This window comes from Neisseria sp. Ec49-e6-T10 (genome assembly GCF_051132615.1).
Classification (GTDB): domain Bacteria; phylum Pseudomonadota; class Gammaproteobacteria; order Burkholderiales; family Neisseriaceae.
On sequence record NZ_CP152375.1, the window covers coordinates 161,538 to 178,655 of the forward strand.

A 17,118-nucleotide genomic window follows, 5' to 3' on the forward strand; every position below is an offset into this window, starting at 1 on the left:
ATATGAGGTAGTTTTACCTTCTTACATACATAGAAATAAAAGAAACATCGAAAAAGCCCATACAACTTTGTATGGGCTTTTAAAATGACAAAAATTACACCACGCTAGAAACCAACATCGTTGTCGTAGGATCATTTGCCTGCGGCAACAATGTACTTTCTCCTCCTACTGGAGCAAAACCAGCCATGGCTTGAACTAAATTATCTACTTGCCTATTAATGTCTACTTCGGCAGTTGAATAAATGTTTGTATTCATTACAAAAGGCATTATCGGACCAATAGGATCAACATCTGGACCAGTGATTTTTGGAGGCAATTCAGGCTCTAGTATTGTTCCCCCTCCAGATGAAGCCATGGACAACTTAAATAGTGTCTCCTTCGATACACTTAACCCACTCGGATCTGTAGCTGTAATGACTATATTCCACTCACCAAAAATGACTGTGGAAGTTCGATCTATATTTAAGCTTAAATCTGATGGATCAAATTTAATGAAAGAAGGCAAGGCTTTTCCATCCGCTAATGTCACTGTATAGGTTAATACATCTGAATCTCGATCAATAAATTCTCCTTTTTGAAGCAGCGCATATTTATTATCAATACCAATAATTAAGGAACCTTCAATCAAGGGGTCAATCTGCCCAACAAATTCTGGTGCATTATTTATATTCAGCACTTCTAAAGATAAATCGTGTGAAGCAGATAAGCCACTAGGATCTGTTGCAATCACTTTGAATTGCAATGAACCTACTGCCAAATTATCTGGCGTACCTGATAAAGTTCGGGTGTGAACATCAAACTTAAGCCAACTGGGTAAGGTAGAGCCATCGGCTAAAGTAACCCTATAACTTAACACATCACCATCTATATCCTTAAATGCATCTATTGGAATCACATATTGCCATAAGTCATTTTTATACACCTGTTGCGCATCTAATACGCCAATTGCTTCAGGAGAAGAATTACTTTGGAAGCCTGGATAGCCAAAAATTTCAGTCAATTTTTTACTGCTTCCATCAGTAAAATGTAGACTAAAAATTTCGTCCAAAATATCCATCTCATCCATCCACTCATACCGAGTAGTCAAATGTAATGTAATTTCCCCACCTCCAGCTATACTTAAACGCACCCAGCTAAAAGGACCTTCATCCAGCAACTGTGCTTGAATCATATCTGCTGTAATGCCCTCTCCAAAATGAATTTCTGTTAAATCATGAATAATACCTGCAGAATAATAACTTGTATCATGATGAATATGATCTATACCGTCTCCTAGATCGTATAAAACCTTATTTTTACCTTGTTGCATTAAGGATTCTTCAGAAAGATAAAAAATAATGCTGTCTTCGCCCTTTCCACCTTTACATGTTGTATTACTCAGTACTTGAATACGATCATCACCATCTTTTCCATCTACATAGGGCACTTTTACCTGCAAGCCTCCCCAACCACCTAAAATAATGTCATCATTCCCATTGGTACCATAAAGTTTATTAAAGTCTATACCTTGAAGTTTCATTTCTTCATCTAAACGTTCCCAAACTGTTCCATCAGCAAAAATGATTTTTGCATGATTAGGCACGAATGAAATACTATCAGAACCGATTTGTATAATATTGGATATAAATTCCCGATCAAATTGAATCATATCAGGAGTAATCCCCTCTCCTAATTTAATTTGAATGGGAATATCCTCAGTAATAAGATAATCTGAAGAAAAAAGATCGTGGCCATCTCCAAGATTAAAATGAATTGTGCTCTCACCTGTTATCTTGTAAGTGTCATTACCTTTTCCACCAATCAATACCCCCTTACCAAACAGATAATCATCTCCTTCTCCTCCATCAAAAGTATAAGAACCATCACCACTATGGCTTAAATAGTCATTGCCTGCTCCACCTATAATATAGTGATTCCATACTGTCGAATGATCGTATGAATGAATATTATCATCATTGTTCGTACCATAAGAATAAATCGTCAAAGCCATTTGACGAATATCATCCCAGACTGTTCCATCAGCAAATTCAATTCGACTCATTATTTCATGAACAATACCTTCTGAAAAATAATCATTAATCTTTAACTGATCACTCTTGCCGATTTTGATAATCAAATCATCATCAGACTGTATAAAAGTCAACATTGATGCAATAATGCCTTCACCAAAACGGATGGTATTTTTCCCCTGTGTAGATATTGGTTCACCTGTACTTGGATGAACAGCTTGAACAAAAAATACTGAGTCCGACCCACTCCCTGTTCCAAAGTGAATTGTTGTAGAAGAATCAATCGCTAAGATAATATCTTGGTTCCCTGATTGAGTATAAACTTCTCCATTCTCAACTGAAGTTCTGGCCATAAAATATTGAGCATCAAATTTAGCGCCCAATAAATTAAATGATTCAAAATAGCGTACATCATTAAAAATGACAGTACCATTAGGTGTATGTAGTTCATAACCTCTATCTGTCAATTTAAAACTGACCGAATCTAAGGTAGCATTAATAGTGACTTGATTATATAGATCAGTTTCTGTCACAAAAACTGTATTATTATTAGCTAAATCAATAAAATAGCCATCCTGTCCTAAACCACCGTAAAGTTGGTCATTTCCACCATAAGAATAGAGCCTATCATTACCTTCTCCTCCATAAAGTTGGTCATTTCCACCATTATTATCTAAAGTGGATACGATAATAGTTTCTCCGTGTATATTCGTATATACATTGATATTATCGCCATATAACACATCATCACCAGTACCGCCATATAGAATATCGTCGCCAGCATTGCCCACAAGAATGTCATTTCCATCGCCGCCATCTAAATAATCATTGCCTGCTATTATATTAAATTCAGAATGGCTTCCAAATACATCACCAAACAATTGATCATTACCTGCTCCACCAAACAAGCGATCGCTGCCACCTCCTCCTATTAATATATCATTCCCATTACCACCATCTAAATAATCATTACCATCGCTTTCATCATACTTACCATCACCAGATAAAACATCATCACCCTCTCCACCTTTTATATAATCGTCACCTTCTTCACCCCAAAGTAAATCATCACCTTCTCCACCATCTAAATAATCATTACCGTGGTCACCAAAAATGACATCATCTCCTAAACCGCCGTATATAGAATCTTGACCTCGTCCACCAAAGCCCCAGTCATTACCTGCACCAAGATAAATAGTGTTATGACCATGTGCGGCATCAACCGTTTTACCTGACAACAATTTATGTACAACACTATATACGCTCCAAATCCCTGAACCTGTTACTTTTCGTTCTAATTCCCATAAGGGTGCATAACCGTCTGACGTACTCATGCTAACATTATCAATATAGTAGTTACCCACTATCAGAGTATCGTCCCCATCACCAGCATAAACAATATTATTACCACTACCTGTAATGATAAAATCATTTTGATCAGAGCCAACAAATAGGTCATCTCCACCATTACCGACCAGTAAATCCCCACGACCTTTTGCTGTCCCAGTTTCACCCTCGATCCAATCAGTGGTAATTTCAGTCATTTCTTGATCAGCATATAATTTGTCACTTGTATTGCCACTAATCAATGCATCAGAACCTGAACCACCAATCAGTTTGCTGGTAGTATTTTTATCTCCTAGTTTTTCTGCTTGGTTAATGTCAACATTAGCATAAATTACATCATGCCCATTGCCACCATTTAAATAAGCGTTCTTGCCAAAGGACGATAACGCATCATTTCCTTCTTCTCCAAACAAATGGTTATTGTCGCCATAGGAGATTAAATAATCGTTATCTTGCCCCCCCCATGCCGTGCTTCCATTGGTCCAAACATAAATTTTATCGTTACCTTCTCCACCATAAATAAGGTCAGAACCTCCGTGTTTACTGGTAATCGTATCATCCCCGCCTAAGCCTGAAATAAAATCATTCTGGTCTGTATCAAATAACACATCATTTTTATTGATTTCAGCTTTATCAATCACAAGTACATTACCCCATTGATCTTTTTGTACTTGAACCCCAGCTTTATTTGGGTCAGCATCCCAGTATTGTTTATCACCAATAATAGTCGTACTGGTTTCTATTGGTTTTGGTTCATCAGGTTTGACTAAATCTGGAATAAAAATCCCCATTTTTCCATCATTATGAAAATCTTTTATTATGATGTAATCTACAGGCGTATCTTTTTGCCATAACTTTAAATCTACTTGACCATTCACATAGGTGTAAATTTGCATTTGATAGTCTTCATAACTATAGATATTGCCTGAAAGTTTCCATAATTTTTCATCATAAAACTCAATCTGCTTACCTATATAGGTAATTCGGCCTATATGATCTGAGTCATAAATAACCTTCTGCCCCTTACCAACTATATAATTATCTGACCCTGTACCACCTTCTAAATAATCGTCACCATCTTTTGCATCAAGCCTATCATTACCTGCTCCACCATATAAGCGATCTGAACTATTAGAGCCTTTTATTTCATCATCGCCTTTACCACCAAATACAATTTGATGATCATCTAAACTCAAACCATTACCATCAATTCCCAAATGTAGGTCTTGTGAACCTTGATGTTGAATAGTTTTATCGATAAAATCCCAATTCCCATCAACTTTATCTGTTACCAAATCTCTACTATAATCAAGTCCTGTACGCTCATATTCAAGCTTCCATAACAACATTTTTGCTCTATCTGTTATATATTCTAAAGTCATTTCCCCATCAAGAATGCCATCTATGTTATGTTTATCGTATTCAATTCCAGTTACAACAAAAGGATTAAAATGTAACAAAGCATAACGCCATGCCATACGAGTTTGTCTGTCTGAGCTTAGTGCTCCATCAATTATTTTTTGAATGTTATCAAAAGAAAAGTCTTTTTCTATATGCCAGAAGTTACCCTTCTTCATTTCATCAAATACTTCTGCTGCAATAAAATCTGTACCTGCTACTGCATTCCAAAAACGGTCAAGAATATCTCGACGTCCGTTTTCATCATTATCTTCTAGTGAATGATATAGATCTAAAGCGATATCTTCTCCAAAAATACTTGAGACAACACCAACGACCAATAATAAAGGAATGGTTACTGTAGCTGAAAGAGTAATACCTGCTGCAGCTAAAGCGGCTAAAGCTGCGCTTGTTATAGCCACACCAGCAGCACCAGCTATGGCACTACCTGTTGCACTTGAGGCCCACTCAGCCATGATTTCATCCGCTTTTGCTTGATCCCCCGCATCAATAGCTGCTTGTGCCTCATTTGCATAAATGAAAACGGCAAATAATGTACCTGCTGTCCCTAAAGGTTTTAATACTTTAAGCAGTTTGCTCAATTTAGGTTGATTATTTGAATACTTAAGCAGCTTTGCGGCACCCTCTTCTGTTTGTTTGGCTTGATTGAGTCCATCTATATCAAGAAAAGATTGAGTATTCTTACCTACCCCAATATTACTTATCACCGCATTGCCCGTTGCTTCAACTATGATGTTATGTAATGCTGTATTAAAATCCAACTTAGCCAACTCTTTAATCGGTATTCCTTCAATAGTTAGATTATCGTTTACTCTTTTTAACAGAGCAGGTAATTCTGTTTGAGCAAAAATATTGGCGGTATTAATATCAGGAGGACATAAAAAACGAATCTTACTATTATTAGGTATCTCTTCTACGAATTTTCTAGACGCAATATCCCAAAAACTATTTGTATTGACTCGATTACCAAATTCATCTTTTCCATCTACAAGAAAACTTATTCTATTATCAAGTTGAGCCTTTTGTTCGAGAGTTAAATTGATATTTTCAATATTCGAATCACCAAATAATTCTTGTTTAATTGTTCGCTCAAGTGATGTCTTAAAAACTTTATCAACCAACAGATAGCCAATATCACAATCACGAATATTATTTGTTGTCGTAGCAAGCTCATCAACAACATCTAAGATATTCGAACCATCTGGCAATGTTCCTCTACTATAAAATAAATATGTATCGCCTTTACTAAGGTCTGCTGGAATACTGCCTGTTACACGGTTAAATAGTGTAGTTAAATCATCAAGTGAATACGTATGGGTACGCACTAAATTTCTAACTGTTCTTTCATCTAATATTTCTGCTAAATCTTCAGGTAGCTTATCAAATTTAAAATCACTCATCAAAACGCCTCTTTTTGTTCTAGTTTGATTTCAAACTGAGCAGTGTATTTTCTTTCATCACAACGATCATGTATGGCAAAAGCTTTTCTTAAAAATTCCTTAAACTCTTCTAATTTAGCCTCTTCTGGAACCTCTCTTAAAAAAAGAATACCACTAAATCCCTCTTTCATTACTTCATAAGCTTTACCATAAAAATAAAAATAAAAATACTGATCCCTTTCAAATTCAAAGGCATTTTTACTTACATAAAGCAAATAAAAACCTGACTGATAATCTATTACCCAATCATGCGCGAAATTTGATCTAGTGTAATATTCCAAATTTTTTTTCAATAGCGCATATTTTTTTTCATCATACTGTACATCTCTTAAAATTTTCTGTTGATCTTCTTTTGTCAACTCTTCCTCAACAAATGCCATTTTTTCTCCTCCTATTTGGTGAATAATTTGGATTAGGTTAAAAAGCAATAAATCAATATATTTAGACTCAAACTATATTCATTTATTGATTTTTTAATTTAATCATTTTTGACATAATTTAAATACGGAAACGTTGCTATACCTCTGTGAAATCAAAATTAATTTCACAACCTGTCGCTTCTGAAAAAATACCGCCTCCTGCATAAGCAACAAAGGCATCCTTTATACCCTGAAATATTTCTTCTTTTTGAGGAGATAATTCATAAGGAATATTAATTTCTAATATCTTTAAGTCATATGTTAGAAATTCTCCAATCCCCCCCCCTTTAATATTACTCTCCATTGTCTTAAGAGACATTAAAGCCCCTTTCCAGTAAAAATCCCAAAATATTTCTCCTGTATATCCTCCATCTGGTGCAGTGTGATCATTAACTGTATAAAATTTTCTCAACCATATATCTTTTTCCCTATTGATTGCCCATTGTCTCGCTGGGTTTCCTACCCCATTCCATCTTTTATTGATTATATCAAAATCATATTTTTTAAAATATTCTGCTGGTATATATTCATTGACAAATGCCATGTTGTTTTTTCTCCTATTTAGTTAATACTATCGGCTACATTAAAAATCAATAAATCAATATATTTAAGCTTAAATCATATTCATTTATTGCTTTTTAATGTTGTTGTTCCTTTGGCATCAACATCCAATAATTCAATTAATTCACATAATTCTTTTTCTGTTGTAATTGTATCTAATAATTTAAAGACTTCTGTTGCTGTAAAATAGCTCATAATCTTTTATCCCCTTAATAATTAAATCTTAAATTCAATCTTTATCTCTTTAATAATATTCTCATCTACTCCAGCTCTACCATATACTTGTAAAGCATATTTAATAAATTTAGTAACATTTTCTTCATTATATTTTTTGTTTTCGTTAAATTTTGTTAAATATTGAATGGAAATCAACTCCCAAATTATTACAAATGGACTTTCATGAATTGTTTTTGAGCTAGAGGAAGATCGTTCAAGAGAAACTTTTGTATAATTACCTCTGTAATAAAATATAAAGACATAAATCCCTGTTGGCTCTGGTCTACCACTACGACTATATTTTGGATCTGGGCTATAAGTCATACCACAAGGTTTTAGCCACATATTATTTTCTCTATCAATACACCAATCATATTTAAGACCACGTTTTTGTCGTTCTTCTGCAGTTATTAACTCCCTAGAAATTTTTACCTCATTCATTACGTCATCCAATTGATATTTTTGAATATCTTCTTCTGATATATATTCATTTACAAATGCCATGTTTTTTTCCTCCTATTTAATTGATACTTCATGCTATATATAAAACCAATAAATCAATATATTTAAACTCAAACTATATTCATTTATTGATTTTTTAATTTAATCATTTTTGACATAATTTAAATACGGAAACGTTGTTATACCTCTGTGAAATCAAAATTAATCTCACAACCTATCGATTCTGAGAAAATACCACCCCCTGCATAAGCAACAAAGGCATCCTTTATACCCTGAAATATTTCTTCTTTTTGAGGAGACAATTCAGAAGGAATATTAATTTCTAATACTTTTAAGTCATATGTCAGAAACTCTCCAATCCCCCCCCCTTTAACATTAGTTTTTTTTGTCTTAAGAGACATTAAAGTCCCTTTCCAGTAAAAGTCCCAAAATATTTCTCCTGTATATCCTCCATCTGGTGCGGTGTGATCATTAACTGTATAAAATTTTCTCAACCATATATCTTTTTCCCTATTAATTGCCCATTGTCTCGCTGGGTTTCCTACCCCATTCCATCTTTTATTGATTACATCAAAATCATATTTTTTAAAATCTTCTGCTGGTATATATTCATTGACAAATGCCATGTTTTTTTCCTCCTATTTAATTGATACTTCGTGCTATATATAAAACCAATAAATCAATATATTTAAACTCAAACTATATTCATTTATTGATTTTTTAATTTAATCAGTTTTAATATATTTTAAACACAACGACATTATTCCTATATGCTTTAGACTTCTAATTTTTCGGGGAACCTATCAAATTTAAAATCACTCATTAAAGTTCCCCTTTTTCTTCTTGTTCGACTTTAAACTGAATAGAAAATCCTTCTTCATCGTAACGATAATACATAGCCAAAACTTTTGTTAAAATTTCCTTAAATTCTTCTAATTTGGCTTCTTCTGGGACATCTTTTAGAAAATAACCCTCACCATATGCTTTTCTTATTACTTCATAAGCTTTACCATAACAATAAAAATAAAAATAATCATCAAGCACAGTTTCAAATGCATTCTTGTTTACATAGAGTAAATAAAAACCAGACTGATGATCTATTATCCAATGACTTGCGAAATTTGGCCTAGTGTAATATTCCAAATTTTTTTTCAATAGTGCGTATTTTTTTTCATCATACTGTACATCTCTTAAAATTTTCTGTTGATCTTCTTTTGTCAACTCTTCCTCAACAAATGCCATTTTTTCTCCTCCTATTTGGTGAATAATTTGGATTAGGTTAAAAAGCAATAAATCAATATATTTAGACTCAAACTATATTCATTTATTGATTTTTTAATTTAATCAGTTTTAACATATTTCAATACAACGACATTGTTCCTATATGCATTAGATTTCTAACTGTTCTTTCATCTAATATTTCTGCTAAATCATCAGGTAGTTTATCAAATTTAAAATCACTCATTAACACTCTCCTTTATTTTCTAGCTCTATTTCAAAATCTGGAAAATATTGTTTTTCATCAAAGTTTTTATATACTGCAAAAGCTTTTCTTAAATTCTCTTTAAACTCATCTAATATAGTTGGTTCAGGTAAATCTTTTAAATAAAGAATATCTATAAATCCACGTTTAGCCAGTACTTCATAAGTCTTATTATAAAAATAAAAATAAAAATACTTATCAGATTCAGAATAATGTGCATTTTTGCTTACATATATTAAATAAAAACCAGATTGATGATCTATTACCCAATAATGTGCGAAATTTGGTCTAGTGTAATATTCCAAATTTTTTTTCAATAACGCATATTTTTTTTCATCACACTGTACATCTCTTAAAATTTTTTGTTGATCTTCTTTTGTTAATTCTTCTTCAACAAATACCATTGTTTCTTCTCCTATTAAGTTAATACTTTGGGTTACCCAATCATGCGGAAAATTCGGCCTACCATAATATTCCAAATTTTTTTTCATCATACTGTACATCGTCTTAAAATTTTCTGTTGATCCTCTTTGGTCAATTCTTCTTTAACAAATGCCATTTTTTTTCCTTCTACTTTAGTTGCCACATAAAAAATACTTATTAAATATCAAATCAAATATTTCAAACTATTTTTTAAAAAAACTCTATATGATTTTCATTCAACCTCACGAATTGCACTATTGGTCTTCGCTAATATCCCTTCATTTAACACTCCTACTGCCTGTGCCAATTGCAATTGTGACAGTAAATAACGATAACGAACCTCGGCAAGCGAACGTATGGTTTCATAGTACTCACTTTCCGCATCCAGTAAATCGAGGCTGGTTCGTACACCAAATTCTTGTCCTTTTCGGGTAGAATCTAGTTTGGTTTTTCGTGAACTTAATAGCCTTTCCATTGCTTTAACTTCGGCTTCTCCATTAGTGATCCCTAAATAAGCTTGGCGCACTTTTTCTTTGATGAGGCGTTTAGCCGCTTCCAGCTCTTCTAAGGCTTGGCTACGCTTATATTTGCTTTCTTTTACCTGTGAATGAATGGCCCCTCCGGTAAAAAGGGGGATAGACGCTTCTACACCAACCGCATAACCTTGGGATAAATGGGTGGTGGGGTTCCAGAATGATGATGGGGTATTATTGACCCGATTATTATAGCTACTGGTCAGTTGAATCTTGGGGAAACGATCTCCTCTTCTTGCCAATAACTCTTGTCTGACTAAGGTGACTTGATGCTCTTTGGCTTTGACTTCTGGGTTGTTGTCGATGGCCAGATCCTGTAATTTTTCTAATGGGTATTCTGTGGTACCTTGTAGTACTTTTTGACCATCTACTTTTTGAATTTGTGCTGGGTTTAAGCCTGTGAGCATCTGCAATTGATTGGCTTTTATGTCTAAATCACTTTGAGCGGTGATTTCTTTTGCCACAGCTGCATCATAATTGGCTTGCGCTTCATGTGTGTCCACTATGGTTGCGGCACCTGCATTAAAAGCGGCTTTGGCTCTTTGAAGTTGTTTGGCATAGGCATTTTTGGCTGAACGGGTTGCTTCTAAGGTATCATGTACCAAGAGTAACTCAAAATAAGCTTGAGCCACTTCGACCATAAATGTTTGCTCTGTCTGATTAAACTGTACTTGTGCCAATTGTGCGTTGGTTTGTCCTTGTTTAAAAGCGGCATATTTGCCTACATCAAATAAGGGTTGGACTGCTTTAACTGTCCAACCATGGGTTTCAAACTGTTTGGATGTTTTGGGTTTGGTTGTTTCATTACTGCTGTAATCGGCACTTGCTGATACTTGGGGTAAAAGTTGGGCAACCCCTTGATTGAATTTTTCTTGTCCAGCTTTTCTTTGATAATCTGCTGCTAAAAGGTTGGCATTGTATTGTTTAGCCGCATGCCATGCATCCAATAAATCAAATGCATAGGCTGATGTATTTAATATGCCGATCAATGCGTAAGTGAGTATAATTTTAGTCAAAAATTTATGTTTAATGGGTCTATTTAGGTAAACCATTATCTCTCCCTTAAGCTTTCTTCGCTGTATTCACGCAATGGGCTTAAGAAATAATCGATGACTCTTCGTTTACCTGTTTTGATCTCGGCACTCACAGACATACCAGAGGTCAGGTTGACTTTAACGCCATCAATCATCAAAAAGTTTTGACTTAAGCGTACTCTAACGGGAAAGATCAATCCTCTTTGTTCATCTTGTACGGCATCATGGGAAACGCTTTCGACTATGCCTTCGATAAATCCGTAACGGGTATAAGGAAACGATTCAATTTTCACCACCGCTTCTTGCCCATTTTTGACAAAACCAATATCTTTGTTTTCAATCATGGCTTCAATTTCGATGGTTTCATCATCAGGGACAATGGCCATTAAGGGTTGTGCTTCAGTCACAACACCTCCTACAGTATGAATGGCCAATTGTTGTACCATGCCGCTGACAGGGGCTTTAAGGGTCATAATCTCTTCTCGTTGTTTGGTTTTTTTTGCCTCTTGTTTATATTGGGTGATATTGTCCTGCGCTTGTTTTTGTTTTTCTAAAGCATCTCGTTTAAATTCAGCAGTGATGGCAGCTAATTCTTGCTGTTGGCTTTTTAAGGCAGCTTGAAGTTCATTGAGCCTGCTGCGCTGTGCGGCTAAATCACTTTGTTGTTCGACTCTTTCTTGTTCTTTTTGCATCCAGGCATGTTTGGATATAAAATTTTCATCATAAAGTTTTTTGTAATCAGACGCTTGAGTAGCCACCATTTTTGACGTATTGGCTAGTTTTTGAATTTGTTGTTGTACAGTATGCAGCTCTGCTTCTTTTTGATTAATCAGTGACTTTTGGGTTTCCACTCTTGTGATATAGGCGTGGTATTGTCCAACTGTAATGGTATCTTCTGCATAAAGCTGTTCTTCTGGAACGCCCTCAATTGACGATAACTTAGGTGTTTTATTGGCTTCAATAGCGTCTAATAAAGCACTAAAACGCGCAAAAGTCAGTTGTGACGTGATGAGTGCTTCTTTGGCTTTTTGATATTCGGCATTAGCTGAAGTGGTGTCTAGTTTAACCAGTAATTGCCCTTCTTTCACATGTTGCCCATCTTTGACATAAATGGCATCAACCACAGCAGGCTCTAACGGTTGAATGACTTTGGTTCGCCCGCCCGTCACGGTTTTTCCTGTAGCAACCGCCACAATATCCATATGTCCAAAAATTGCCCATAATAAGGCAATAGCGGCAAATAAAATAATGGCACGCATACTCCATCGAGGCACGGGTGAAACAGGTGTTTCAACCAGCTCTAAATGGGCAGGCAAAAAAGCCAGCTCATCTTTGCTGCGATTCGGTGGATCCAGTTGATCTCGAATATGCCAGACTTGTTTAAATACATAGGCATAATGTTGAAAAAATGCTTTAAGTGCTGATAACCAATGTTTCATTATGTTTACCCCTGTTGTAAGCTATGAAGGTGTGCATAATAACCATTGGGCTTGGCCAATAACTCCTGATGCGTGCCTATTTCAACAATCATGCCTTTATCCATGGCAACAATGCGATGGGCTCCTCGCACAGTGGATAAACGATGGGCAATAATCAATACGGTTCGGTTATGACAAATAGCACGCATATTTTTCATAATGGCTTGTTCTGACTCATAATCTAAAGCACTGGTAGCTTCATCAAAAATTAAAATACGGGGGTTGGTGACTAAGGCTCTGGCAATGGCGACTCTTTGTCTTTGCCCACCAGATAGGTTAGAACCGTGCTCTCCCACTATGGTGTCATAGCCTTCTGAAAGCTCCATGATAAAATCATGTGCACCTGCCAACTTGGCTGCATGTATGACTTTTTCTAAAGACATGCCTGGGTCTGATAAGGCAATATTATCGCGAATACTGCTGTTAAATAGCAGGTTCTCTTGTAAAACAACGCCAATTTGCCGGCGTAACCATGCGGGATCAGCTAAGGCTAAATCGTTTCCATCTACAAGTACTCGCCCACTTTCTGGTACATATAAACGTTGTACTAATTTGGTTAAGGTACTTTTACCTGAGCCTGAACGCCCTACAATACCAATCACTTCGCCAGCTTTAATCTGTAAACTTAGGTGTTTGAGTATTTCTGCTCCATCTGGTCTGTATCTGAACACCACATCTTCAAATGCAATATTGCCTTGAATCGGTGGTAACGCGGCTCTACTGGCTGGGTTTTCTGTTTTGGTGTTTAGGACATCCCCTAAGCGTTCAACGGAAATGCCCACTTGTTGAAAATCTTGCCATAATTGTGCCAAACGAATAACAGGTGCCGCCACTTGCCCAGCAAGCATATTAAAAGCAATTAATTGACCTACTGATAATTTGCCACTAATCACCAATTGTGCCCCAATCCATAAGGTACACACTGTGACCAGTTTTTGTATCAGTTGTACCCCATGTTGACCAATATTGGCTAAACGGGTGACTTTAAAACTGGCATTCACATAGGCGGCTAATTGATTATCCCAACGCCTTGTCATATGTGGTTCGACTGCCATGGCTTTGATTGTGCCGACCCCACCTACAGACTCAACTAAAAAGGATTGGTTATCTGCGCCTCTAGCAAATTTTTCATCTAAGCGTTTACGTAATACGGGGGTGATACAAGCAGACCAGATGGCATAACAGGGTAACGAAATAATTACAACCAGTGTCAACCAACCGCTATAAAATAGCATAACAATAATGAACACAAAGGAGAAAAATAAATCTAAAACGGATGTTAATGCTTGCCCTGTTAGAAAGTTACGGATGTTTTCTAACTCTCTGACTCGGGCAATGGTATCCCCTACACGTCTGGCTTCAAAATAGGCTAAGGGTAAGCTGAGTAAATGCCGAAATAAACGTGCACCTAACTCTACATCAATGCGGCTGGTGGTATGAGAAAATACGTAATTACGTAATGCAGACAAGCCCACATCAAAAACAGAAACAACTAACAATCCCACAGCAATGACATCTAAAGTGGTAAAACTTCTATGTACCAGCACTTTATCCATCACCACTTGAAAAAATAAAGGAGTAATTAGGGCAAAAAGCTGTAAAACAAAAGATACGGCCAGCACTTCAAGTAACAACTTACGATATTTAATGACTGCTGGAATAAACCAAGTAAAATCAAATTTACTTAACGCATTGGCAGCCGATGCTCGGGATGAAATAACCAACAAACGGCCATCGTATTGTTCTGTAAACTCAGCTAAAGTAAGTGTAACAGGCCGGCCTTGTATCAGATCATGAATCAGCACTTTATCCGTATCCACTCTGGCTAAAATAAAATGTTTCCCAGTAGGGTTTAACACTAAAGCGGGCATATTGGCCATGGCAATGCGTTCTATGGGTTGTTTGATGATTCTGGCTTTTAGCTCTAGGGATTTTGCGGCCAGTAATAATTCTGTTTCACCAAAAGGAGCGGCACCCTGACCAAATTGGTGTTTCAGTTGTGCTATATCAGCAGGAACACCATGAAATTGAGCCAATAAAACCAAACCTAATAAGCCTGTATCTTGATGGCCAGTATCTTTGTCTTTTTGAGGAGATTGAATTTGATTTGATTTTTGTGAAGAATTTAATTGTTCATTCATTAGATAACGACAGGTGACCTGAAAATAAGCATCATTATATAATGAAAACATAAAAATTAATATTATAAGTGGATATTTTTATCTTAGTATATTGAAATTAAAATTAATTTTCATTACAAATAATATTTACTATTGAATATGTAGGTAAATAATCCACAAATTTTTACTGTAAACTCTTGAACAAACCTAATTAAATATATCCTGTATAATCAACTATAAATTATTTGTATCAATTTCTTGGAGCATGTTTTGTTTAAATTTTTTGAAAAGCTGGTTAATCCTTATCCAGATACACCATTAACGACTCCTCCTAAAGGTTTTTTTGCCTTTATCTGGCAAAGTACAGAAGGTACTCGTGTATACATGTTCGTAATGACCATTCTAACTGCTATTTTTGGTGTGTTTGAGGCCATGTTATTTGCCATGATGGGCAAATTAGTCGATTGGCTAAGTAAAGTAGAACCCTCTCAGTTAATACAAGAAGAAGGGATGACATTATTGCTTTTGGCTGCAATTATTATTGGCAGTATTGTATTGGTCACACTGCAAACCACCATTAAACACCAAACTTTGGCGGGTAATTTTCCTATGCGTTTACGCTGGAATTTTCATCGTTTAATGCTGAACCAAAGTATGGATTTTTTTCAGGATGAATTCGCTGGAAGAGTATCAGCAAAAGTGATGCAAACGGCTTTAGCTGTACGGGATACTTGCCTGATCATGACCGATATTTTGGTTTATGTAGTCATTTACTTTACCACCATGCTCAGTATTGTGGGCAGCTTTGATACTTGGATGCTCTTACCCTTTTTGGGCTGGTTATTTGCTTACTTAATTGCGCTGCGTTGGTTTGTGCCACGCTTATCACAAGTAGCACGTGCGCAAGCAGATGCTCGCTCATTAATGACTGGGCGCATTACCGATGCCTACACCAACATAACAACAGTAAAATTATTTTCCCACGCAGGACGAGAAGCTTCTTATGCCCGCTCTGCTATGCAGGAGTTTTTGCAAAAGGTAAACGCACAAATGCGTTTAGTCAGCGGTATTGAAATTGTGAATCAAAGTTTAAGTGTCTTCCTGATTTTAGGCAGTACAGGTTGTGCTTTATGGTTATGGATGCAAGGTCAAGTTGGTGTGGGTGCCTTAGCCGCAGCCACCGCAATGGCTTTGCGTTTAAACGGGATGTCTCACTGGGTTATGTGGGAAATGACTTCTTTATTTGAAAACGTGGGTACAGTACAAGATGGTATCAACACATTGACCAATCCGACTACTGTAACAGATGTACCAAACGCGAAAAAGTTAATAGTAACACAAGGTGAGATTCGATTTGACCAAGTGGGTTTTTATTATGAGAGCAATAAACCTGCCCCGATTATTGACCAACTTAATTTGATTATTCGTCCAGGAGAAAAGATTGGTTTGGTTGGTCGCTCTGGTGCAGGCAAATCTACTTTAGTAAATTTATTACTGCGGTTTTATGACATCAAATCGGGTCAAATATTAATTGATGGACAAAATATTGCTGAAGTCACACAAGACAGTTTGCGTAGTCAAATTGGGATGGTCACTCAAGATACTTCTTTATTGCATCGCTCTATTCGAGAAAATATTTTATATGGCAAACCAGATGCGACTGATGAAGAAATGTATCTTGCGGCCAAACAGGCTGAAGCAGATGAGTTTATTCAAGGCTTAACGGATCCTGTGGGTCGTACAGATTATGACGTTCATGTTGGTGAGCGCGGAATCAAACTTTCTGGTGGTCAACGACAACGAATTGCTATTGCTCGTGTGATGTTAAAAAATGCACCTATATTGTTATTAGATGAAGCCACTAGTGCATTGGATTCAGAAGTAGAAAATGCCATTCAAACCAGTTTATATAAACTGATGGAAGGCAAAACGGTTATTGCCATTGCCCATCGTCTATCCACTATTGCTGCGATGGATCGGTTAATTGTATTGGATAAAGGCAAAATTGTTGAAGAAGGCGATCATCAAAGCTTATTGGCTAAAGGTGGTTTATATGCTTATTTATGGACACATCAAAGTGGGGGATTTTTAGGTGGAGATGAAGAAACAGACAAGCAGACATTGACAACTCAATAAAGCTATTCATAAAAAAAGCAGGTATTTGATACCTGCTTT

At 36.0% G+C, this 17,118-nt stretch carries 12 protein-coding genes; 1 reads left to right on the forward strand and 11 read right to left on the reverse strand.

All coding sequences use genetic code 11. The features are described from left to right. Positions 1–94 precede the first annotated feature (94 nt). The 11 genes from AADH04_RS00765 to AADH04_RS00815 form a co-directional block, all read right to left on the reverse strand. A complete protein-coding gene (locus AADH04_RS00765; RefSeq protein WP_434778351.1) occupies positions 95–6,175 on the reverse strand; it encodes a putative Ig domain-containing protein in 6,081 nt (2,026 codons plus the stop codon). After that, on the reverse strand, positions 6,175–6,594 hold the full coding sequence (locus tag AADH04_RS00770) for a hypothetical protein (RefSeq protein ID WP_434778352.1): 420 nt from the start codon (positions 6,592–6,594) through the stop codon (positions 6,175–6,177). The genes AADH04_RS00765 and AADH04_RS00770 overlap by 1 nt, the downstream gene beginning before the upstream one ends. Before the next feature lie 136 nt (positions 6,595–6,730). Next, positions 6,731–7,177 (reverse strand): hypothetical protein, encoded by a 447-nt coding sequence (locus AADH04_RS00775; protein ID WP_434778353.1) that lies wholly within the window; start codon positions 7,175–7,177, stop codon positions 6,731–6,733. 80 nt (positions 7,178–7,257) lie between these two features. Then, complete coding sequence (locus tag AADH04_RS00780) at positions 7,258–7,389, reverse strand: hypothetical protein (RefSeq protein WP_434778354.1); 132 nt, start codon at positions 7,387–7,389, stop codon at positions 7,258–7,260. Positions 7,390–7,410: 21 nt separating this feature from the next. Next, positions 7,411–7,914, reverse strand: coding sequence for a hypothetical protein (locus AADH04_RS00785; protein ID WP_434778355.1), 504 nt, complete (start codon positions 7,912–7,914; stop codon positions 7,411–7,413). A 137-nt stretch (positions 7,915–8,051) separates the two neighbouring features. Next, a complete protein-coding gene (locus AADH04_RS00790; protein ID WP_434778356.1) occupies positions 8,052–8,498 on the reverse strand; it encodes a hypothetical protein in 447 nt (148 codons plus the stop codon). A gap of 196 nt (positions 8,499–8,694) precedes the next feature. Next, a complete protein-coding gene (locus tag AADH04_RS00795) occupies positions 8,695–9,114 on the reverse strand; it encodes a hypothetical protein (protein WP_434778357.1) in 420 nt (139 codons plus the stop codon). A gap of 222 nt (positions 9,115–9,336) precedes the next feature. Beyond that, positions 9,337–9,849 carry a hypothetical protein gene (locus tag AADH04_RS00800; protein WP_434778358.1) on the reverse strand — a complete coding sequence of 171 codons (513 nt, stop codon included), beginning with the start codon at positions 9,847–9,849 and terminating at the stop codon, positions 9,337–9,339. A 161-nt stretch (positions 9,850–10,010) separates the two neighbouring features. After that, a complete protein-coding gene (locus AADH04_RS00805) occupies positions 10,011–11,363 on the reverse strand; it encodes a TolC family outer membrane protein (RefSeq protein WP_434778359.1) in 1,353 nt (450 codons plus the stop codon). Then, positions 11,363–12,784, reverse strand: coding sequence for an HlyD family type I secretion periplasmic adaptor subunit (locus tag AADH04_RS00810; protein ID WP_434778360.1), 1,422 nt, complete (start codon positions 12,782–12,784; stop codon positions 11,363–11,365). The genes AADH04_RS00805 and AADH04_RS00810 overlap by 1 nt, the downstream gene beginning before the upstream one ends. 5 nt (positions 12,785–12,789) lie before the next feature. Continuing rightward, a complete protein-coding gene (locus AADH04_RS00815; RefSeq protein ID WP_434778361.1) occupies positions 12,790–14,964 on the reverse strand; it encodes a type I secretion system permease/ATPase in 2,175 nt (724 codons plus the stop codon). Positions 14,965–15,213: 249 nt separating this feature from the next. Between AADH04_RS00815 and AADH04_RS00820 the strand changes: the two genes are divergently transcribed. Beyond that, complete coding sequence (locus AADH04_RS00820) at positions 15,214–17,079, forward strand: ABC transporter ATP-binding protein (RefSeq protein WP_434778362.1); 1,866 nt, start codon at positions 15,214–15,216, stop codon at positions 17,077–17,079. The last annotated feature ends 39 nt before the right edge of the window (positions 17,080–17,118 follow it).

Excerpts from the sequence above, each read along its gene's own strand:
- AADH04_RS00775 (WP_434778353.1), bottom strand. The coding sequence starts at position 7,177 with ATGGCATTTGTCAATGAATATATACCAGCAGAATATTTTAAAAAATAT.
- AADH04_RS00800 (WP_434778358.1), bottom strand. The coding sequence starts at position 9,849 with ATGATGAAAAAAAATTTGGAATATTATGGTAGGCCGAATTTTCCGCAT.
- AADH04_RS00805 (WP_434778359.1), bottom strand. The coding sequence starts at position 11,363 with ATGGTTTACCTAAATAGACCCATTAAACATAAATTTTTGACTAAAATT.
- AADH04_RS00765 (WP_434778351.1), bottom strand. The coding sequence starts at position 6,175 with ATGAGTGATTTTAAATTTGATAAGCTACCTGAAGATTTAGCAGAAATA.
- AADH04_RS00790 (WP_434778356.1), bottom strand. The coding sequence starts at position 8,498 with ATGGCATTTGTCAATGAATATATACCAGCAGAAGATTTTAAAAAATAT.
- AADH04_RS00795 (WP_434778357.1), bottom strand. The coding sequence starts at position 9,114 with ATGGCATTTGTTGAGGAAGAGTTGACAAAAGAAGATCAACAGAAAATT.
- AADH04_RS00780 (WP_434778354.1), bottom strand. The coding sequence starts at position 7,389 with ATGAGCTATTTTACAGCAACAGAAGTCTTTAAATTATTAGATACAATT.
- AADH04_RS00810 (WP_434778360.1), bottom strand. The coding sequence starts at position 12,784 with ATGAAACATTGGTTATCAGCACTTAAAGCATTTTTTCAACATTATGCC.
- AADH04_RS00770 (WP_434778352.1), bottom strand. The coding sequence starts at position 6,594 with ATGGCATTTGTTGAGGAAGAGTTGACAAAAGAAGATCAACAGAAAATT.
- AADH04_RS00785 (WP_434778355.1), bottom strand. The coding sequence starts at position 7,914 with ATGGCATTTGTAAATGAATATATATCAGAAGAAGATATTCAAAAATAT.
- AADH04_RS00815 (WP_434778361.1), bottom strand. The coding sequence starts at position 14,964 with ATGAATGAACAATTAAATTCTTCACAAAAATCAAATCAAATTCAATCT.